The sequence below is a fragment of the Pseudomonas sp. LB3P14 genome (assembly GCF_054898045.1).
In genome coordinates, this window is record NZ_CM142714.1 from 5,646,905 (window position 1) to 5,665,482 (window position 18,578).

General features: G+C 59.9%; 19 protein-coding genes, 1 other RNA gene and 1 pseudogene. 13 read left to right on the plus strand and 8 right to left on the minus strand.

Going from position 1 to position 18,578, the window contains the following annotated elements; genetic code table 11:
- The first annotated feature begins 21 nt into the window (after window positions 1–21).
- Window positions 22–432 (plus strand): flagellar basal body-associated protein FliL, encoded by a 411-nt coding sequence (locus ACYZT5_RS25785; protein ID WP_462047958.1) that lies wholly within the window; start codon window positions 22–24, stop codon window positions 430–432.
- Window positions 433–548: 116 nt separating this feature from the next.
- Here ACYZT5_RS25785 and ACYZT5_RS25790 read toward each other — a convergent pair whose 3' ends face one another.
- Window positions 549–998: an EVE domain-containing protein gene (locus tag ACYZT5_RS25790; protein ID WP_462047959.1), complete on the minus strand. Its 450-nt coding sequence runs from the start codon at window positions 996–998 to the stop codon at window positions 549–551.
- A gap of 201 nt (window positions 999–1,199) precedes the next feature.
- Between ACYZT5_RS25790 and ACYZT5_RS25795 the strand changes: the two genes are divergently transcribed.
- Complete coding sequence (locus ACYZT5_RS25795) at window positions 1,200–1,352, plus strand: hypothetical protein (protein WP_008024268.1); 153 nt, start codon at window positions 1,200–1,202, stop codon at window positions 1,350–1,352.
- A gap of 34 nt (window positions 1,353–1,386) precedes the next feature.
- Here ACYZT5_RS25795 and ACYZT5_RS25800 read toward each other — a convergent pair whose 3' ends face one another.
- The 4 genes from ACYZT5_RS25800 to ACYZT5_RS25815 all read right to left on the minus strand — a co-directional run bounded on the left by ACYZT5_RS25800 (window position 1,387) and on the right by ACYZT5_RS25815 (window position 2,810).
- The gene (locus ACYZT5_RS25800) at window positions 1,387–1,992 is read right to left on the minus strand and encodes a 5-formyltetrahydrofolate cyclo-ligase (RefSeq protein ID WP_462047960.1); all 606 of its coding nucleotides are present in this window, start codon (window positions 1,990–1,992) and stop codon (window positions 1,387–1,389) included.
- Window positions 1,993–2,077: 85 nt separating this feature from the next.
- Window positions 2,078–2,256: non-coding RNA, 6S RNA (gene ssrS / locus ACYZT5_RS25805), on the minus strand.
- 30 nt (window positions 2,257–2,286) lie between these two features.
- A complete protein-coding gene (locus ACYZT5_RS25810) occupies window positions 2,287–2,604 on the minus strand; it encodes a cell division protein ZapA (protein WP_007942435.1) in 318 nt (105 codons plus the stop codon).
- The gene (locus tag ACYZT5_RS25815) at window positions 2,601–2,810 is read right to left on the minus strand and encodes a TIGR02449 family protein (protein ID WP_003177365.1); all 210 of its coding nucleotides are present in this window, start codon (window positions 2,808–2,810) and stop codon (window positions 2,601–2,603) included. The genes ACYZT5_RS25810 and ACYZT5_RS25815 overlap by 4 nt, the downstream gene beginning before the upstream one ends.
- A 128-nt stretch (window positions 2,811–2,938) precedes the next feature.
- On the opposite strand from ACYZT5_RS25815, the gene ACYZT5_RS25820 reads away from it, so the two are divergent.
- The 10 genes and pseudogenes from ACYZT5_RS25820 (at window position 2,939) to gcvP (ending at window position 15,105) form a co-directional block, all read left to right on the plus strand.
- Window positions 2,939–3,499 (plus strand): YecA/YgfB family protein, encoded by a 561-nt coding sequence (locus ACYZT5_RS25820; protein ID WP_462047961.1) that lies wholly within the window; start codon window positions 2,939–2,941, stop codon window positions 3,497–3,499.
- Between the two features lie 27 nt (window positions 3,500–3,526).
- Complete coding sequence (gene pepP / locus ACYZT5_RS25825) at window positions 3,527–4,861, plus strand: Xaa-Pro aminopeptidase (protein ID WP_462047962.1); 1,335 nt, start codon at window positions 3,527–3,529, stop codon at window positions 4,859–4,861.
- The gene (ubiH, locus tag ACYZT5_RS25830) at window positions 4,858–6,045 is read left to right on the plus strand and encodes a 2-octaprenyl-6-methoxyphenyl hydroxylase (protein ID WP_462047963.1); all 1,188 of its coding nucleotides are present in this window, start codon (window positions 4,858–4,860) and stop codon (window positions 6,043–6,045) included. Before pepP ends, ubiH begins: the two co-directional genes overlap by 4 nt.
- 4 nt (window positions 6,046–6,049) lie before the next feature.
- Window positions 6,050–6,145, plus strand: a pseudogene (locus tag ACYZT5_RS25835) (tetrameric acyl-CoA thioesterase); the annotation flags it as partial.
- 9 nt (window positions 6,146–6,154) lie between these two features.
- Window positions 6,155–7,372: a 2-octaprenyl-3-methyl-6-methoxy-1,4-benzoquinol hydroxylase gene (locus tag ACYZT5_RS25840; RefSeq protein WP_462052310.1), complete on the plus strand. Its 1,218-nt coding sequence runs from the start codon at window positions 6,155–6,157 to the stop codon at window positions 7,370–7,372.
- A gap of 234 nt (window positions 7,373–7,606) precedes the next feature.
- The gene (locus tag ACYZT5_RS25845; RefSeq protein ID WP_462047964.1) at window positions 7,607–8,611 is read left to right on the plus strand and encodes an extracellular solute-binding protein; all 1,005 of its coding nucleotides are present in this window, start codon (window positions 7,607–7,609) and stop codon (window positions 8,609–8,611) included.
- Between the two features lie 137 nt (window positions 8,612–8,748).
- Window positions 8,749–10,365 (plus strand): ABC transporter permease, encoded by a 1,617-nt coding sequence (locus ACYZT5_RS25850; RefSeq protein WP_462047965.1) that lies wholly within the window; start codon window positions 8,749–8,751, stop codon window positions 10,363–10,365.
- 156 nt (window positions 10,366–10,521) lie between these two features.
- Complete coding sequence (gene gcvT, locus ACYZT5_RS25855) at window positions 10,522–11,604, plus strand: glycine cleavage system aminomethyltransferase GcvT (protein WP_462047966.1); 1,083 nt, start codon at window positions 10,522–10,524, stop codon at window positions 11,602–11,604.
- Between the two features lie 50 nt (window positions 11,605–11,654).
- Window positions 11,655–12,038 carry a glycine cleavage system protein GcvH gene (gene gcvH / locus ACYZT5_RS25860; RefSeq protein WP_462047967.1) on the plus strand — a complete coding sequence of 128 codons (384 nt, stop codon included), beginning with the start codon at window positions 11,655–11,657 and terminating at the stop codon, window positions 12,036–12,038.
- 193 nt (window positions 12,039–12,231) lie between these two features.
- Window positions 12,232–15,105, plus strand: coding sequence for an aminomethyl-transferring glycine dehydrogenase (gene gcvP / locus ACYZT5_RS25865; RefSeq protein WP_462047968.1), 2,874 nt, complete (start codon window positions 12,232–12,234; stop codon window positions 15,103–15,105).
- Between the two features lie 178 nt (window positions 15,106–15,283).
- Here the strand turns inward: gcvP and ACYZT5_RS25870 are convergent, their stop codons facing one another.
- The 3 genes from ACYZT5_RS25870 to ACYZT5_RS25880 form a co-directional block, all read right to left on the minus strand.
- Window positions 15,284–15,601 (minus strand): DUF2388 domain-containing protein, encoded by a 318-nt coding sequence (locus ACYZT5_RS25870; protein WP_462047969.1) that lies wholly within the window; start codon window positions 15,599–15,601, stop codon window positions 15,284–15,286.
- 72 nt (window positions 15,602–15,673) lie between these two features.
- The gene (locus ACYZT5_RS25875; protein WP_462047970.1) at window positions 15,674–17,458 is read right to left on the minus strand and encodes a GspE/PulE family protein; all 1,785 of its coding nucleotides are present in this window, start codon (window positions 17,456–17,458) and stop codon (window positions 15,674–15,676) included.
- 90 nt (window positions 17,459–17,548) lie between these two features.
- Window positions 17,549–17,887, minus strand: coding sequence for a hypothetical protein (locus tag ACYZT5_RS25880; protein ID WP_462047972.1), 339 nt, complete (start codon window positions 17,885–17,887; stop codon window positions 17,549–17,551).
- Window positions 17,888–18,013: 126 nt separating this feature from the next.
- Here ACYZT5_RS25880 and ACYZT5_RS25885 point away from each other — a divergent pair, with 126 nt between their 5' ends.
- Window positions 18,014–18,478: an Lrp/AsnC family transcriptional regulator gene (locus tag ACYZT5_RS25885; protein ID WP_462047973.1), complete on the plus strand. Its 465-nt coding sequence runs from the start codon at window positions 18,014–18,016 to the stop codon at window positions 18,476–18,478.
- Window positions 18,479–18,578: the final 100 nt, after the last annotated feature.

The window sequence follows — 18,578 nt, forward strand, 5'->3', positions numbered from 1 at the left end:
AAACCGGATAAGGAGCGAATTGTGAAAGCGTGGATCATGTTGTTACTGGCCCTGTCTCTGCCCGTGGCAGCGATGGCCGAAGAAGCCAAAGAAGCCAAAGAAGCTCCGAAGGTCAATTACATCACCCTGAGCCCGCCGTTCGTGGGCAATTACGGGCTGGACGGTACGCCGAAGCTCAAGGTTTACAAGGCTGATGTGGCGTTGAGAGTGACGGGTGAGGAGGCGACCAAACTGGTGAAAGCCAATGAGCCGTTGATTCGTAATCAACTGGTCGCGTTGTTTGCCCAGCAGACGACCGAGGCGATGAACAACGTCGAGGCCAAGGAAAAGCTGCGTCAGGAAGCGCTGAAGCAGACCCGGCAAATCATGAACGACGAAACCGGTAAGCCGGTGGTTGAGGATCTGTTGTTCAACAACCTCATTATCCAGTAATGCTGGATCCTGTAGGAGCATGGCTTGCCAGCGATAGCGATTTCAAGACCGCCATCGCCGGCAAGCCGTGCTCCTACAAAAGCCCACCAGCAAGCCACACCCATTCAAAAAACATTTCAACGTAGCGCAATCACCGCCGCCCACTGCTCCGCCGTCACCGGCATCACCGACAGTCGCGAGCCTTTCTGCACCAGCGGCATCTCGGCCAGCGCCGCCTGCTGTTTCAGATAATCCAGCTTAAGCACCTTGGGGAACGTCTCGACGTGAGCGACATCGATCGCGCTCCAGGCGTTTTTCTCGGGTGAAGATTTCGGATCGAAGTAAACGCTCTCCGGCGCCAGTGCCGTCGGGTCCGGATACGCGGCTTCGATAATCTTTCCGATCCCGGCAATGCCCGGTTCGGGGCAGCTGGAGTGATAGAAGAAAAACTCGTCGCCTACGGCCATGGCCCGCAGAAAATTACGCGCCTGGTAGTTGCGAACCCCGTCCCAGCGCGCTTTGCCAAGCGTCTCCAGGCCCTTGATCGAGAGCTCGTCTGGCTCGGATTTCATCAGCCAATAAGCCATGGTTTTTGCTCCTTGCGAGGTGAGTGGGCAAGTTGTCAGGCAATTTTATGACAAACCGACGGTCGGTTGACGCCAGCGTTTGCGTGTCGGTTCACGTTGTCGCAGAATGCCGGCCTTCTAAGCTTGACGCTGCTGCACGGCCTACACCTACAACGGAAACCGCTGCTGTCATCGTGTTGATGTGCCTTTGGGGGGCTATCGATGAAACGCAAACCGGATTTACTATGGATTTTGGTTATTTTGTTCGGCCTAGGCGTCGTGACCACTGGCTATGCCCAAAGCCTGTGGAGCAACAAAACCGATGCTCCGATCGAAATCGCGCAGCAACAGCAGCCGTCGGCGTTCAAACGCTGAATCTGTCTTCGGACGCCGCTGATTCCTGCGGCGTCTAGCCTGCGAAATAACACGCCTTGTCTGTCACCGTTCCCTGTAACGGCACATCCCAGCTCGCTTGAGCCAATCGCTCGACCTTCTGACATTCATGGGCCAGCCCCAATAGCGTCGGCTTGCGCCAGTTTTTACGTCGTGCCAGGTACGCCAGGCTTCGATCATAGAAACCACCGCCCATGCCCAGGCGTCCGCCGACATCGTCAAATCCCACCAAGGGCAACAGCACCAGATCGAGCGCCCAGACTTTGCGTTGCCGGGCGAGGTTGTGCCGGGGTTCGAGAATACGGAAACGGTTGGGTTTCAGTTTTTCACCGGGGCGAATTCGCTGGAACACCATTTTGGTTCGTGGCCAGGCGCTGAGCACCGGCAGATAAGTCGCCTTGCCCCGACGTTGAGCGGCACGCAACAAAACACGCGGATCGATTTCACCGTCAGTGGGCAGATACAGAGAGATATGTTTTGCGCGGCGAAACAGCGGCTGCTGGGCCAATTGCTTGTACAACCCGCGAGCAGCCTGGCGCTGCTGACTGGGAGTCAATGCGCGGCGGGCCTTGCGCAGCATGCGTCGAAGTTGCGGGCGGGGTAGCAGCGCAGGCTCGGTCATGAATTCGATTTCGGCAGGACGAGTACGTAAAGCGTACCCGTAAAAAAGCCGATGCCGGTATTTAAACCGGCATCGGACTGGAATCAGGCTCCCCGGATGTACCGCTGTCGACTTAGCCCTTGAACCCGAAAGTTCAAGGTGGAAGATGCAGTAGGCTTTAAGGCTTTCCGTCTAGCGGACATGCACACCAGCCCAACGTGCAACCTCCAGGGTATAGCAAATCGGCTCAGGGACATCGCCAACTGGCAAGCACCCCAGGGAGTGATGCGAGTATACCCCAAGCGGTTTCGCGTTTCAGCCCTTGGTGACGTCCGGATCGGTTGCGAGCACCAGATCGACGCGATCCAGCAGGTCGCGAACCTGCTCACGGGTCGAGCCGCTGGCCTGTACATCCGGGCGTTCTTCCTTGTGCAGAAGATCGTGCGTGATGTTCAGCGCGGCCATCACGGCGATGCGATCGGCGCCAATGACTTTGCCGCTGCTGCGGATTTCGCGCATCTTGCCGTCCAGGTAACGGGCGGCGCTCACCAGGTTGCTGCGCTCTTCCTGGGGGCAAATGATCGAATACTCTTTATCGAGGATCTGCACGGTAACGCTATTGCTTGAACTCATGAGTCTTGCTCCAGGGCCTTGAGGCGCGAAATCATCGATTCGACCTTACGCCGGGCGATTTCGTTCTTTTCAATGAGGTGAGCGCGTTCCTCGCGCCAGGTCTTTTCCTGAGCTAATAGGAGTCCGTTTTGACTCTTTAGTTGCTCGACTCGGTCAATTAGCAACTCGAGTCTCGCCATCAGCGCTTGCAGGTCTGTGTCTTCCATTGTGTCCACTGAGATTGTGTCTAGTGTGTGGTAGCTGGCGGACAGCCTTTAATAGTCTTGGCGAGTCTGTCGATGTAGGATACAAGGCCTTCATTCTAGACATAGCGCCGTCTGGCGCCTAGCTGCCCATGCCCATTCAGAATTCCCCGTATCAAGCCTTCGCCAAACTGCTGACTTCCAGCGGTCATAATGTCTCGCCTGCCGAACTGCATGGCCTGTTGCTCGGTCGCAGTTGCGCCGGTGCCGGCTTTGATGCCGAAGGTTGGCTGGTCGATGCCGCCGAACTGCTCGAAAGCGAGCCGCAGGACAACGTCCGCAACGCCTTGATCGGCTTGCAGGAGATGGTCAAGGGCGAGCTCACCGGCGACGACGTGACCGTCGTTCTGCTGCTGCCGACCGATGACGAGCCACTGGCTGACCGCGCCGCCGCATTGGGCCAATGGTGCCAGGGCTTCCTCAGCGGTTTTGGCCTGAACTGCCGTGACAGCAGCATGCTGAGCACTGAGGCCACTGAAGTTCTGCAGGATCTGGCCGCCATTTCTCAGGTGCAAGACGCCCTGGAAGAGTCCGAAGACGGCGAAAGCGACTATATGGAAGTCATGGAGTACCTGCGCGTTGCGCCGTTGCTACTGTTCTCCGAAACAAAAAAAGCCGATGCGCCGGCTGCCGCCAAACCGTCGTTGCATTAATCGCGTGCCAGGGAAAGCCATCTGCCCATGATTCATATCCCGAAATCGGAATACAGCCGTCGCCGCAAGGCCCTGATGGCGCAGATGGAACCCAACAGCATCGCCATCCTGCCCGCCGCCGCCGTTGCCATCCGCAACCGCGACGTCGAGCACGTCTACCGTCAGGACAGCGACTTCCAGTACCTCAGCGGTTTTCCCGAGCCTCAGGCGGTCATCGTTTTGATGCCTGGGCGTTTACATGGCGAATACATACTGTTCTGCCGTGAACGCAACGCCGAGCGAGAATTGTGGGACGGCCTGCGCGCCGGGCAGGAAGGCGCGATTCGCGACTTTGGCGCCGACGACGCCTTCCCCATCACTGACATCGACGACATCCTGCCGGGCCTGATCGAAGGCCGCGACCGGGTGTATTCGGCCATGGGCAGTAACCCGGAATTCGACCGGCACCTGATGGACTGGATCAACGTGATCCGCTCTAAAGCGCACCTCGGCGCCCAGCCGCCGAACGAATTCGTTGCCCTGGATCATCTGCTTCACGACATGCGCCTGTATAAATCGGCGGCAGAAGTGAAGGTGATGCGCGAAGCCGCACGGATTTCTGCCCAAGCGCATATCCGCGCGATGCAGGCCAGCCGGGCCGGGCTGCATGAATTCAGCCTCGAAGCCGAACTCGACTACGAGTTCCGCAAGGGCGGGGCGAAAATGCCGGCCTACGGTTCGATCGTCGCCGCTGGGGGCAACAGCTGCATCCTGCATTACCAGCAGAATGACGCAGTGCTCAAGGACGGCGATCTGGTGTTGATCGATGCCGGGTGCGAGATCGACTGCTACGCCAGTGACATCACCCGCACCTGGCCGGTCAACGGCAAGTATTCAGCAGAGCAAAAGGCGATCTACGAGTTGGTGCTGGCGTCGCAAGAAGCCGCTTTTGCCGAAATCGCCCCGAATAAACATTGGAATCAGGCCCACGAAGCCACAGTCCGGGTGATTACTGCCGGGTTGGTGACGTTGGGCCTGTTGCAGGGCGACGTCGACGAGTTGATTGCCAGCGAAGCCTATAAAGCGTTTTACATGCACCGCGCCGGGCACTGGCTGGGCATGGATGTGCATGATGTCGGCGAATACAAGGTCGGCGGCGAATGGCGCGTGCTGGAAGTCGGCATGGCGCTGACCGTGGAACCGGGTATTTACATTGCCCCGGCCAACCAGAATGTGGCGAAGAAATGGCGCGGCATTGGCGTGCGCATCGAGGACGACGTAGTGGTCACCAAAACCGGCTGTGAAATCCTGACCAAAGGCGTGCCGAAAACGGTCGCCGAGATCGAGGCCTTGATGGCCGCCGCGCGGGCACAAGCGGCATGAGTCGAGTCAATCTGGCAATCATCGGTGGTGGTCTGGTCGGCGCCAGCCTGGCGTTAGCGTTGCAGGCAGGGGCCAAGGCTCGTGGCTGGAAGATCGTGTTGATCGAACCCTTTGCCCCCGGCCACACCTATCAACCGAGCTACGACGCCCGTTCTTCGGCGTTGTCCTACGGCGCCAAGCAGATTTATCAACGGTTGGGCGTGTGGCAGGAAATCTCCCGCCGCGCCGAGCCGATCAAGCAGATTCATGTCTCCGACCGTGGACGTTTCTCCACCGCGCGATTGTCGGCGATGGAAGAGGGCGTTCCGGCGCTGGGTTACGTGGTGGAAAACGCCTGGCTCGGCCAATGCCTCTGGCAAGGTCTGGATAAGGACGTGGTCACATGGCGTTGCCCGGCGGAAGTCACACGCATGGAGCCACTGACCGACGGCTATCGCCTGACCCTCAACGATGAAACCACCCTGGAATGCGACCTTGCGGTGCTCGCGGATGGCGGCCGTTCCGGCCTGCGCGAACAACTGGGGATTGGCATCAAAAAGCGCCCGTACAACCAGAGCGCGCTGATTGCCAACATCTCCCCGAGCGAAGCGCACAACGGCATGGCCTTCGAGCGTTTCACTGATGACGGCCCGATGGCGTTGTTGCCGCTGCCGGAAAACCGCTGTGCACTGGTCTGGACTCGATTGGGAATGGACGCGCAACGGCTCGCGGCTCTGGATGAGCGCAGCTTTCTCGGCGAGTTGCAGGGCGTGTTCGGTTATCGCCTTGGTACTTTGAAACAGGTGGGTGTGCGGCATCTTTACCCGCTGACGCTGATCGAAGCTGAAGAACAAGTGCGTCCGCATCTGGCGATTCTCGGCAACGCTGCTCACAGCCTGCACCCGATTGCCGGCCAAGGTTTCAACCTGTCCCTGCGTGATGCTCAAGCTCTGGCTGATGCGTTGCTGGCGAGCGAAACATCTCCCGGCGACTTTGCGACCTTGCAGGCTTACCGCGAACGTCAGCGTCTGGATCAGAACCTGACCGTGGGATTCTCCGATCAGGTCACCCGTTTGTTCGGCAGCACTCAACCGCTGGTTTCCCTGGGCCGTAACATCGGTCTGCTCGGTCTCGATCTGCTGCCACCGGCCAAACGCTGGTTCGCCCGGCAAGCCATGGGGCTGGGTACGCGTCCTGATGTTTAAGTGTTTGCAGATCAATTTTCATGACGGCGCCGGCAACTGGGTGGCGCGGGTCGGAAAAACCCTTTACGTGCGGCTCAAGCCGCAAGCGAGACAGGCTTAAAGCATGGAAATGCGCGCAGATCTGCTGATTGTCGGGGCCGGAATGGTCGGTAGCGCCCTGGCGCTGGCGTTGCAGGACAGCGGCCTGGAAGTCCTGCTGCTGGACGGCAGCCCGATGAGCGTCAAGCCCTTCGACGAGCAATCGCCGTTCGAGCCGCGAGTGAGCGCCTTGTCGACGGCCAGCCAACGGATTCTCGAACGCCTCGGTGTCTGGGACGGTATCGCCAATCGGCGCAGCAGCCCGTATACCGACATGCACGTCTGGGACGGCAGCGGCACTGGGCAAATTCATTTTTCGGCGACCAGTGTGCATGCCGACGTGCTGGGGCATATCGTCGAGAACCGCGTGGTTCAGGATGCCTTGCTCGACCGTTTGCATGACTGTGATCTGGGCATGCTGGCCAATGCGCGTCTGGAGCAAATGCGTCGCTCCGGCGACGAATGGCTGCTAACCCTGGCCGATGGGCGCACGCTGCGCGCACCGCTGGTGATTGCGGCGGATGGCGCCAACTCCGCAGTGCGGCGGTTGACCGGGGTGGCGACTCGCGAGTGGGATTATCTGCACCACGCGATCGTCACCAGCGTGCGCAGCTCAAAACCTCATCAACTGACCGCCTGGCAGCGTTTCACCGACAACGGTCCATTGGCGTTTCTGCCGCTGGAGCGTGAGGGTCAGCAGGATTGGTGTTCGATCGTCTGGTCGACCACCCCGAGCGAAGCCGAACGCCTGATGGCGCTGGACGACGAAAGTTTCTGCAAAGCGCTGGAGCGAGCCTTCGAAGGCCGGCTCGGCACGGTGCTCAGCGCCGATTCGCGCCTGTGCGTGCCCCTGCGTCAGCGCCATGCCAAGCGTTACGTGGCTGAAGGTTTGGCATTGATCGGCGACGCGGCCCACACCATTCACCCGTTGGCCGGGCAGGGCGTGAACCTTGGTTTCCTTGATGCCGCCGTGCTGGCCGAAGTGCTGTTGCAAGCGGCCGCGCGTGGCGAGCGTTTGGCGGATGTGAAAGTGCTCAGCCGTTATGAGCGTCGGCGCATGCCTCACAACCTGGCATTGATGGCGGCGATGGAGGGTTTCGAGCGCCTGTTCCAGGCTGATCCGTTGCCGATTCGCTGGTTGCGCAATACCGGGTTGAAGATGGTCGACCAGATGCCTGAAGCCAAGGCGTTGTTTGTGCGAGAGGCGCTGGGGTTGATCGGGGATCTGCCGGCGCTGGCCAAGGCCTGAGATCTTCGTTGGGGCTGACGGCCTCTTCGCGGGCAAGCCTCGCTCCTACATGTACGCGGTGATTCTGTAGGAGCGAGCGGGCGGTGATCCGACTTGCCCGCGAAGCGTCGGTACATTCACCACAAATCCCAAACTGTGCAACATCTGGTAACGCCTCCGCGAACTGTTCGATTGAGAAGGTAAATGTGAGTCCATATCATTTGGCTTCACTTTTTCAATCGAGAGATCGCTCCCATGTTGGTACCGAAGCGTCTACTGACCGCACTCGCCCTGACCCTGATTGGCAGTACCGCCGCCCAGGCTGCTGACGAGGTGGTGGTTTACTCCTCGCGGATCGACGAGCTGATCAAACCGGTCTTCGATGCCTACACCGCGAAAACCGGTGTGCAGGTGAAGTTCATCACTGACAAGGAAGCGCCGCTGATGCAGCGGATCAAGGCCGAGGGCGAGAACGCCACCGCTGACCTGCTGCTGACCGTCGATGCCGGCAACCTCTGGCAGGCTGAGCAAATGGGCATCCTGCAACCGTTCACCTCCAAGGTGATCGACGCCAACATCCCGCTGCAGTACCGCTCCTCCGCCCATGCCTGGACCGGACTGAGCCTGCGGGCGCGGACCATCGCTTACTCCACCGATCGGGTGAAACCCGGTGAGCTGACCACCTACGAAGGTCTGGCCGACAAGAACTGGGAAGGCCGCTTGTGCCTGCGTACCGCGAAGAAGGTCTATAACCAGTCCCTCACCGCCACCCTGATCGAAGTCCATGGCGCCGACAAAACCGAGAAGATTCTCAAGGGCTGGGTGAATAACCTGTCCACCGATGTGTTCTCGGATGACATCGCGGTGCTGGAGGCCATCAACGCGGGTCAATGCGACGTCGGCATCGTCAACACCTATTACTACGGTCGTCTGCACAAGCAGAAGCCTGATCTGGCGGTGAAGCTGTTCTGGCCGAACCAGGGCGACCGTGGCGTGCACGTGAACCTGTCGGGCATCGGCCTGACCCAACACGCCCCGCACCCAGAAGCGGCCAAAGCCTTGGTTGAATGGATGACCACGCCTGAAGCGCAGAAGATCTTTGCTGACGTGAACCAGGAATTCCCGGCCAACCCTGCGGTTCAACCCTCCGCAGAAGTGGCGAGCTGGGGCAAGTTTGTGGCTGATACGTTGCCTGTGGAAATTGCCGGCAAGCGTCAGGCTGAAGCGATTCGCATGATGGATCGCGCTGGCTGGAACTGATCGTTCCCACGCTCTGCGTGGGAATGCATCCACCGACGCTCCGCGTCGAAGCGTGACGCAGAGCGTCACAAGATGTGTGCCCACGCAGACGGTTCGACGCCTCGACGTGGGCACAATCAATTAAACGAGAACTTTCATTGGCCCACCCCGCCCAACGCCGCTGGTATCCCCTGGTCTTCGCCATCGCTGCGCTGGTCCTGCTGCCACTTAGCGTTTTGCTGTTGTCATGGCAAACCATCGATCATCAAATCTGGTCCCACCTCTGGGATACGCAGATGCCGCGCCTGCTGGGCAACACCCTGACCCTGGTACTCGGCGTCGGTATCGGCGTGACGGTCCTGGGTGTGAGCCTGGCCTGGCTGACCAGTCTCTGTGAATTCCCGGGTCGGCGTTGGCTGGACTGGGCGCTGATGCTGCCTTTTGCGATACCGGCTTATGTGCTGGCATTCGTCTTCGTCGGTCTGTTGGATTTCGCCGGCCCCGTGCAAACCCTGTTACGCGAATGGTTCGGCACGGGCTTGAGGTTGCCGCGGGTGCGCTCCACCGGCGGTGTGATTCTGGTCCTGGTGCTCGTCTTCTATCCCTACGTTTACCTGTTGGCGCGAACCGCGTTCCTGGCGCAGGGCAAAGGCCTGATGGAAGCGGCGCGAGTCTTGGGGCAATCCCCGTGGCAGGCGTTCTGGCGAGTCGCCTTGCCCATGGCGCGCCCGGCCATCGGTGCTGGCGTGGCACTTGCGTTGATGGAGACCCTGGCGGATTTCGGCGCGGTGTCGGTGTTCAATTTCGATACGTTCACCACCGCTATCTACAAGACCTGGTACGGCTTTTTCAGTCTCTCCACCGCCGCGCAACTGGCCAGCCTGTTGCTGCTGGTGGTGATGGTCGTGCTGTACGGCGAGCGCCGTGCTCGCGGGGCCAACCGGGCGAGCAACGAACGACCGCGGGTCAAGGCGCTGTATCACCTGCGCGGTTTCAAAGCGCTCGCAGCGATGAGTTGGTGCGGTCTGGTGTTTGCTTGTGCCTTCGTCATTCCGATGCTGCAACTGATGGTGTGGTTTTGGCAGCGCGGGCGCTTCGACCTGGATGAGCGTTACGCGGGGCTGATCGTCCATACCTTGTACCTGGGCGGCATGGCGGCGCTGATCACTGTCAGTGTTGCTTTAGTGCTGGCGTTTGCCCGACGCCTGGCGCCAACCCGAGCAATCCGCTCCGGCGTTAGTCTGGCCAATCTCGGCTACGCCTTGCCGGGTTCGGTGCTGGCGGTGTCGATCATGCTGGCGTTCAGTTACCTGGACCGCGAACTGGTGATTCCGTTATCGGGTTGGCTGGGGGGCGCCGGCAAGCCATTGCTGCTGGGCAGTCTGTCGGCGTTATTGCTGGCCTATCTGGTGCGTTTTCTCGCGGTGGCTTATGGGCCGCTGGAAAGCAGTCTGGCGCGAATACGGCCATCTTTGCCCGAAGCAGCACGTAGCCTTGGTGTCAGTGGGCCACGACTGTTTTTCAAAGTGTATCTGCCGTTGTTGCTGCCAGGAACGTTAAGCGCTGCGTTGCTGGTGTTCGTCGATGTGCTCAAGGAAATGCCCGCGACCCTTCTGATGCGCCCGTTTGGCTGGGATACGCTGGCGGTGCGGATCTTCGAAATGACCAGCGAAGGCGAGTGGGCGAGGGCCTCGCTGCCGGCCCTGACCCTGGTTTTGGTCGGGCTGTTACCGGTCATCGGATTGATTCGACGTTCGGCGCATCGAAACGGCTAGGTGTCAGTCCTACACCTTGAGGCTACAATGCGCGGCATTCGGTGCGGTCCGTCCTACAGACCAGGTAGCTGAAATCGGCTGAAAGCCATATATTTCAAGGCTTTCACCCCGTGCAGCACCTGCCCGCACCTTCGCCACGCCCGGAAGGAGAAACCCATGGGACAGCGTACGCCTCTGTATGACCTTCATCTCGCCCTCGGCGCGAAGATGGTCGATTTTGGCGGTTGGGATATGCCTTTGCATTACGGCTCGCAGGTCGAGGAACACCATCAGGTGCGCCGCGATTGCGGGGTTTTCGATGTATCCCACATGACCGTAATCGATGTCAGCGGCCCTCAGGCCAAGGCCTGGCTCCAGCATTTGCTGGCCAATGACGTCGAACGCCTGCACCGCCCCGGCCGTGCCTTGTACAGCACCATGCTCAACGAGCGTGGCGGCATCGTCGACGACATGATCGTCTACCGTCTCGAGGACGGTTATCGGCTGGTGGTCAACGCCTCCACCCGCAATCAGGACCTCGTCTGGATGGAGGCCCATCTCGATGGTTTCGATGTGCGGCTCATCGAGCGCTCCGAGTTGGCGATGCTGGCCATTCAAGGGCCTCAGGCCCGGCACAAAATCACCGAACTGGTGACCCAGTCCCGCGGCAACCTGATTCAGATGCTCAAGCCCTTCGAAGGCCAGCCCGATGGTGACTGGTTCATCGCGCGCACGGGTTACACCGGCGAAGATGGCTTGGAAATCGTTCTGCCGGCCAATCAAGCCCCGGGATTTTTCAACGACCTGGTGGGCGCGGGCATCTCGCCGATCGGCCTCGGGGCCCGAGATACCTTGCGGGTCGAAGCCGGCATGAACCTCTACGGTCAGGACATTCACCAAGACGTTTCACCGCTGGCCTCCAACATGGCCTGGAGCATTGCCTGGGAACCGGCCACTCGCCAGTTCATTGGTCGCAGTGCTCTGGAAGCCGAACGGGCGGGTGGCGTGCAGCACAAACTGGTCGGTCTGGTCCTTGAGGAGCGTGGGGTTTTGCGCGCTCATCAAGTGGTCCGCATCGCCAATGTTGGCGAAGGGGAGATCACCAGTGGTAGTTTCTCTCCTACGCTAAGCAAGTCGATAGCACTGGCGCGCGTGCCAATGGCGACAGCCGACCGCGCAGAAGTGGAAATCCGTGGCAAGTGGTACCCGGTCCGAGTGGTCAAACCGACCTTCGTACGCCATGGCAAAACCTTGATCTAATCTTTTCTGGCGGGCAACGACCGCTGACAATTCTCTTGAGGACACAGAACATGAGCGATATTCCTGCCGACCTGCGTTTTGCCGAAAGTCACGAATGGGCCCGTCTCGAAGCCGATGGCACCGTCACCGTGGGCATCAGCGATCACGCTCAGGAAGCCTTGGGCGATGTGGTGTTCGTTGAGCTGACCGAAGTCGGAACAGTCTTCGCTGCCGGTGATCAATCCGGTGTAGTTGAATCGGTTAAAGCCGCTTCGGACATCTACTCCCCGGTTGCCGGTGAAGTGATTGCCATCAACGAAGAACTGAGCGCTAACCCGGAACTGCTCAACTCCGACCCGTACGGTGCCTGGATCTTCAAGCTCAAACCAGGCAACACGGCCGATCTGGAAAAGCTGCTCGATGCAGCTGGCTACAAGGCCGCCATCGGCGAGTAATGCTCGCCCCGTAGGAGCTGCCGAAGGCTGCGATCTTTTGATCTTCTACACACAAGATCAAAAGATCGCAGCCTTCGGCAGCTCCTACACCGCTCGTGTATGACGCCTTCTTCAAGGGCTCTGTGGCATCGACTGCTATGCTGGTTTGACCGTGTTGCATCGACGTTGAGCGCCAGTCAAGAGAGAGCCCGTCATGTCCCAGTTGCCGTCCTTGAGCCAGTTACGCGACCCCAATGCCTTCCTTCGCCGCCACCTCGGGCCCGATGCCGCCGAGCAACAGGCTATGCTCGACAGCCTCGGCCTCGGCAGCCGTGTCGAGTTGATCGAGCAGACGGTGCCGCCGGGAATCCGCCTGAACAGGCCGCTCGACCTGCCACCCGCCCTCGACGAAGAAGCCGCGCTGGCGAAACTGCGCGGTTACGCCGAGCAAAACCAGGTCTGGACCAGCCTGATCGGCATGGGCTACCACGGCACCCTCACGCCGACCGTCATTGTGCGCAACGTGCTGGAAAATCCCGGTTGGTACACCGCGTACACGCCGTATCAACCAGAGATCGCCCAAGGGCGGCTCGAAGCGCTGCTGAACTTCCAGCAATTGACCATCGACCTCACCGGCCTGGAGCTGGCCAACGCCTCGCTGCTGGATGAAGCCACGGCGGCGGCGGAAGCCATGGCACTGGCCAAGCGTGTTGCCAAGTCCAGAAGCAATCTGTTCTTCGTCGACGAAAACTGTCATCCGCAGACCATTTCCGTGGTGCAGACCCGAGCAGAAGGGTTCGGCTTCGAGCTGATCATCGACACTGTGGATAACTTGAAACAGCACCAGGTGTTCGGCGCGCTCCTGCAATATCCCGATACCCACGGCGAGATCCGCGATCTTCGTCCATTGATCGATCATCTGCATGCACAGCAAGCCTTGGCGTGTGTCGCCACCGACTTGCTGAGTCTGTTGTTACTGACGCCGCCGGGGGAGTTGGGCGCCGACGTGGTGTTCGGTTCATCCCAGCGTTTCGGCGTGCCCATGGGTTACGGCGGGCCTCACGCGGCGTTTTTTGCCAGTCGCGATGAGTACAAACGGGCGATTCCCGGGCGGATCATCGGCGTGTCGAAAGATGCTCGCGGCAATGTCGCCTTGCGCATGGCCCTGCAAACCCGCGAGCAACATATCCGCCGGGAGAAGGCCAACTCAAACATCTGCACGGCTCAAGTGCTGCTGGCCAACATTGCCAGTTTCTATGCGGTCTATCACGGTCCGGAAGGGCTCAAACGCATTGCCCAACGCGTCCATCGGCTGACCTGCATCCTCGCCGCCGGCCTTGAGCGCCACGGCATCACCCGCCTCAACAAACACTTTTTCGACACCCTGACCCTGGAAGTCGGTGGTACTCAGACCGCAATCATCGAAAGCGCCCAGGCCGCACAGATCAATTTGCGCATTCTCGGGCGTGGGCAGTTGGGGCTGAGCCTCGACGAAACCTCTGACGAATCCACCGTCGCGAAGTTGTTTGATGTGTTCCTCGGTTCCGATCACGGGCTCAACATCGACGAACTGGACGCTGAAGCCCTTGTTTCCGGCATTCCCACAGGTCTGCTGCGTACTTCGCCTTATCTGCGTCACCCGGTGTTCAGTGCCCATCACAGCGAAACCGAAATGTTGCGTTACCTCAAGCAACTGGAGAACAAGGACCTGGCGCTCAATCAATCGATGATCCCGCTGGGCTCCTGCACCATGAAGCTCAATGCCACCAGCGAGATGATTCCCATCACCTGGCCGCAGTTCGCCAACCTGCACCCGTTTGCGCCGAAAGAGCAGGCGGTCGGTTATTCACTGATGATCGAAGAACTGGAGCGCTGGCTCTGCGCGATTACCGGTTTTGACGCGATCTGTATGCAACCCAACTCCGGCGCCCAAGGCGAGTACGCCGGGTTGCTGGCGATCCGCAAATATCACGAGAGCCGCCATCAGGGCGCACGGGATATTTGCCTGATTCCCTCCTCGGCCCACGGCACCAACCCGGCTTCGGCGCAAATGGCCGGCATGCGGGTGGTGATCGTCGAGTGCGACGAGGCGGGCAACGTTGATCTGGATGACCTGAAAGGCAAAGCCACTGAGGCGGGCGACAAACTTGCCTGCCTGATGGCGACGTATCCTTCTACCCACGGGGTATACGAGGAAGGCATCAGCGAAATCTGCGAAGTTATCCACAGTCACGGCGGCCAGGTGTACATGGATGGCGCCAACCTCAACGCCCAGGTCGGGCTGGCGCGCCCGGCGGACATAGGCGCCGACGTGTCCCACATGAACTTGCACAAGACCTTCTGCATTCCACATGGCGGCGGCGGGCCGGGCATGGGGCCGATTGGTGTGCGGGCGCATCTGGCGCCGTTCGTTGCCAATCACCCGGTGGTGCCGATCGACGGGCCACTGGTGCAAAACGGCGCAGTCAGTGCGGCGCCTTGGGGCAGTGCAAGCATTCTGCCGATCAGCTGGATGTACATCGCGATGATGGGGCCGCAACTGGCGGATGCCAGTGAGGTGGCGATTCTTGCCGCGAATTACCTGGCGCAGCACTTGTCCGGGGCGTTTCCGGTGCTTTACACCGGGCGTAACGAACGGGTGGCTCACGAGTGCATTCTTGACCTGCGGCCACTCAAGGCGCTGACCGGGATCAGCGAGGAGGACGTTGCCAAGCGGTTGATGGACTATGGCTTCCATGCGCCGACCATGTCATTTCCGGTGCCGGGGACGTTGATGGTGGAACCGACCGAAAGTGAATCGAAGGCAGAGCTGGACCGGTTTATTGGCGCGATGCTGAGTATCCGCGCGGAAATCACCGAGGTGCAGAACGGCAACTGGCCGGCCGATGACAACCCGCTGAAACGTTCGCCGCATACCCTGGCGGACATCACCGGGGTTTGGGAGCGGCCTTACACCATCGAGCAGGCGGTGACGCCGGATGCTCATACCAAGGCGCATAAATATTGGCCGGTGGTGAACCGTGTCGATAACGTTTACGGCGACCGCAATCTGTTTTGTGCTTGCGTACCGGTGGATGATTACCGCTGACCTACAGGGAAACACCAACCCAATGTGGGAGCGAGCCTGCTCGCGATAGCGGTGTGACAGTCACAGATGATGTCGACTGATCTACCGCTATCGCGAGCAGGCTCGCTCCCACAGGGGGGTGTGTTGGGCCATAAAAAATGCCGCTCATGTGAGCGGCATTTTTGTTCAGCAGTAAACCTTATTCCGAAGCAACGGCATTCTTCGCCAGGATCGCATTCGCCAGTTCCATGTCCGTGGCCTGCAGGCCAGGGTTGTCGGCGCGGACTTTCTGCATCGCGGCTTCCAGGTAGGGGCCGCGAATGCCGCCGTCACTGGCAACAAAACTGCCGGCGTCGTCCTGGGCGGCAATGATCAGCTTGTGATCCTTGAAGGTCAGGTAGGTCGAGCCGGTGGTCGCACCGGACGAGATGACGTTACGCCAAAAGCTATCGGCCATCGCCGAACCGACTGGAAGGGACAACAAGGCGATGGTAGCGACAGCAAGTTTGAAACGCATGATGGGTGACTCCACTGGTTAACTACCGGGTTTGATTGCTATTCCCCCAATCGAGTTCCATGACGGCCGCGCCTACTTTTGTTCGCTCTGCGGCGTCACTCGCAACACTTCCTCGATCGTCGTCAAACCGGCGGCCACTTTCTGCGCCCCCGACAACCGCAAACTGCGCATGCCTTCCTTGAACGCCTGACGCCGCACGGCCAGCAAATCGGTGTCGGGGTTGATCAGCGCTTTGACGCCGTCTGTCAGCTGCATGATTTCGTAGACCCCGGCGCGGCCGCGGTAACCGGTATCGCGGCATTCCAGGCAACCAATGGCGCGATGTGCGTTGTTCGGCAACGGTGCCTGCCAGGGGCGGGTCAAGGTTTGCCAGTCTTCTTCACCCAGCGTCAGCGGCGCCTTGCAATGCGGGCACAAGGTGCGGACCAGGCGCTGGGCCATGACGCCGAGCACCGTGGCTTTGATCAGGTAATGCGGCACGCCCAGCTCCAGCAAGCGGCTGATCGCGCTCGGCGCATCGTTGGTGTGCAGCGTCGACAGCACCAAGTGGCCAGTGAGCGCGGCCTGGATCGCCATTTCAGCGGTTTCCAGATCACGGATCTCACCGATCATGATGATGTCCGGATCCTGTCGCATCAGTGCGCGCACCCCGGCGGCGAAGGTCAGGTCGATATTGTGTTGGACCTGCATCTGATTGAACGCCGGCTCGACCATTTCGATCGGGTCTTCGATGGTGCAGAGGTTGACCTCTGGCGTCGCCAGTTTCTTCAGGGTGGTGTACAGCGTGGTGGTCTTGCCGGAACCGGTCGGCCCGGTGACCAAAATGATGCCGTTGGGCTGGCTCGTCATGTCCTGCCAGCGGCGCAAGTCATCGGCGGAGAAGCCCAGCTGATCAAAGTCCTTGAGCAGTACCTCCGGGTCGAAGATCCGCATGACCATTTTTTCGCCGAATGCGGTAGGCAATGTCGACAGCCGCAGTTCGACTTCGCCACCGCCCGGGGTTTTGGTCTTGACCCGGCCGTCCTGGGGTTTGCGTTTTTCCGCGACGTTCATCCGCCCGAGGCTTTTCAGGCGGCTGACGATGGCCATGGTCACTTGTGGCGGAAATTGATAGACGTTGTGCAGCACGCCGTCGATGCGAAAGCGCACCGTGCCTTGCTCGCGACGGGGTTCGATGTGGATGTCGCTGGCTCGTTGCTGGAACGCGTACTGGAACAACCAGTCGACGATGTTGACGATGTGCGCGTCGTTGGCGTCCGGTTCCTGGTCGCTGGCACCGAGGTTCAGTAGCTGCTCGAAGTTGCCCAGGGTGTTCATCTGCTGATCGGCGTTGGTCGCGCCGCTGACCGACTTGGCCAGGCGGAAGAACTCCACGCTGAAGCGCTGGATGTCGACTGGGTTGGCCACCACACGCTTGATCGGCAGTTTCAGCACGTGGGTCAGGTCAGCTTCCCAGCCGGTGACGTAGGGCTGGGCGCTGGCCACGGTCACCGCGTCGCGGTCGATGGAGACCGCGAGAATCTTGTGGCGCTGGGCGAAGGCGTAGGACATCAGCGGCGTAATCGCCGCAACGTTGATTTTCAGCGGATCGATACGCAGATAAGGCTGGCCGGCCTGCTGCGATAGCCAAAGCGTCAGGCTTTCCAGATCGAGGTGTTTACCGGGACGGCTGAGGTCGTCCAGGTGTTGGCTGGCGATGAATTCCAGCGGGTGCATTTGGCCATTGGCGGCGTGGCGGCGGCGGGCATTGAGCGCGTGCTCGGCCGAGTCCTGGCTGATAAAGCCTTGGGCGACCAGTTCACGCAGCAAATCATTGAGATCCAGCCAGCGGTCCTGAATGGCAAGTTGAACGGACATGCGGGCTCCTCATGAACAACAGTTCGCAAAGGATAGTCGCGGACCCGCAGACCGTTGGGCCACTACCCGACGAAGCCGTGTCGAGTTTTTTCAGCCCGCCGCCTGAGCCGGTTCATCCCACGTGCAATCAGCCGCTTGCAGGTCAACCGAACAGACGCTGATCAGGTTACGTAATTTTTCCGCGATCACTTGGGCGCGATGCCAGCTCAGACCGTCCATCACGATGTCGATCGACAGCAGGTCGTCCCTGCGCTGCACGTTGACCTGCACAGGTGTCAGGCACTGCAAGGCGAACAGGTTGAGCGCCCGGCACAGCAGATCCGGTTCGGCCTCGGCCAGCAATTGATAGTGAACGCGGCAGAGGGCGTTGCTGACGTTCCAGACATCGGCGCGGGTGTGCGGGGTGTTCACGGCTTCTAGATGCGGCATGGTCGGTCTCCAAAATCACTGGAGGAATTTTTACATTCGGTACCGGGCATTTCTTATCTATGATTGGGCTTATTGGCGATTATATGAATTGCTTGATTCGGTAAGTTATCAATCAAAGGTTTTTTTATGCACAGCGAGCTGGATGGCTACGACCGCAGGATTCTCGCGTTGCTGCAAGAGGACGCTTCACTCTCCAGTGCGCAGATCGCTGAACAGGTAGGACTCTCGCAGTCGCCGTGCTGGCGACGGATTCAACGGATGAAGGAAGAGGGGATCATTCGCGGGCAGGTGACCTTGCTCGATCGGAAGAAAATCGGCCTGAACACGCAGATCTTCGCTGAAATCAAACTCAACGCTCACGGGCGTTCGAACTTCACCGAGTTCACCGAGGCGATTCGCGGCTTTCCGCAAGTGCTGGAGTGTTATGTGCTGATGGGGTCGGTGGATTTCTTGCTGCGCATCGTCACGGCGGACATCGAAGCGTATGAGCGATTCTTCTTCGAGAAACTGTCGATGGTGCCGGGGATTCAGGAGGTCAACTCGATCGTGGCTTTATCCGAGATAAAGTCCACGACGAGTTTGCCGGTCTGAAGCTTTGCGTGATCGTTCCCACGCTCTGCGTGGGAATGCCTCAAGGGACGCTCCGCGTCCAGGTGACGCGGAGCGTCACCGGCTGCATTACCACGCGGGA

Excerpts from the sequence above, each read along its gene's own strand:
- ACYZT5_RS25810 (WP_007942435.1), bottom strand. The coding sequence starts at position 2,604 with ATGAGTTCAAGCAATAGCGTTACCGTGCAGATCCTCGATAAAGAGTAT.
- ACYZT5_RS25800 (WP_462047960.1), bottom strand. The coding sequence starts at position 1,992 with ATGACCGAGCCTGCGCTGCTACCCCGCCCGCAACTTCGACGCATGCTG.
- gcvT (WP_462047966.1), top strand. The coding sequence starts at position 10,522 with ATGGGACAGCGTACGCCTCTGTATGACCTTCATCTCGCCCTCGGCGCG.
- ACYZT5_RS25880 (WP_462047972.1), bottom strand. The coding sequence starts at position 17,887 with ATGCCGCATCTAGAAGCCGTGAACACCCCGCACACCCGCGCCGATGTC.
- ACYZT5_RS25840 (WP_462052310.1), top strand. The coding sequence starts at position 6,155 with ATGCGCGCAGATCTGCTGATTGTCGGGGCCGGAATGGTCGGTAGCGCC.
- ACYZT5_RS25870 (WP_462047969.1), bottom strand. The coding sequence starts at position 15,601 with ATGCGTTTCAAACTTGCTGTCGCTACCATCGCCTTGTTGTCCCTTCCA.
- ACYZT5_RS25790 (WP_462047959.1), bottom strand. The coding sequence starts at position 998 with ATGGCTTATTGGCTGATGAAATCCGAGCCAGACGAGCTCTCGATCAAG.
- ACYZT5_RS25885 (WP_462047973.1), top strand. The coding sequence starts at position 18,014 with ATGCACAGCGAGCTGGATGGCTACGACCGCAGGATTCTCGCGTTGCTG.
- ACYZT5_RS25820 (WP_462047961.1), top strand. The coding sequence starts at position 2,939 with ATGCCCATTCAGAATTCCCCGTATCAAGCCTTCGCCAAACTGCTGACT.
- ubiH (WP_462047963.1), top strand. The coding sequence starts at position 4,858 with ATGAGTCGAGTCAATCTGGCAATCATCGGTGGTGGTCTGGTCGGCGCC.
- ACYZT5_RS25795 (WP_008024268.1), top strand. The coding sequence starts at position 1,200 with ATGAAACGCAAACCGGATTTACTATGGATTTTGGTTATTTTGTTCGGC.
- ACYZT5_RS25845 (WP_462047964.1), top strand. The coding sequence starts at position 7,607 with ATGTTGGTACCGAAGCGTCTACTGACCGCACTCGCCCTGACCCTGATT.
- gcvH (WP_462047967.1), top strand. The coding sequence starts at position 11,655 with ATGAGCGATATTCCTGCCGACCTGCGTTTTGCCGAAAGTCACGAATGG.
- ACYZT5_RS25875 (WP_462047970.1), bottom strand. The coding sequence starts at position 17,458 with ATGTCCGTTCAACTTGCCATTCAGGACCGCTGGCTGGATCTCAATGAT.
- gcvP (WP_462047968.1), top strand. The coding sequence starts at position 12,232 with ATGTCCCAGTTGCCGTCCTTGAGCCAGTTACGCGACCCCAATGCCTTC.
- pepP (WP_462047962.1), top strand. The coding sequence starts at position 3,527 with ATGATTCATATCCCGAAATCGGAATACAGCCGTCGCCGCAAGGCCCTG.
- ACYZT5_RS25815 (WP_003177365.1), bottom strand. The coding sequence starts at position 2,810 with ATGGAAGACACAGACCTGCAAGCGCTGATGGCGAGACTCGAGTTGCTA.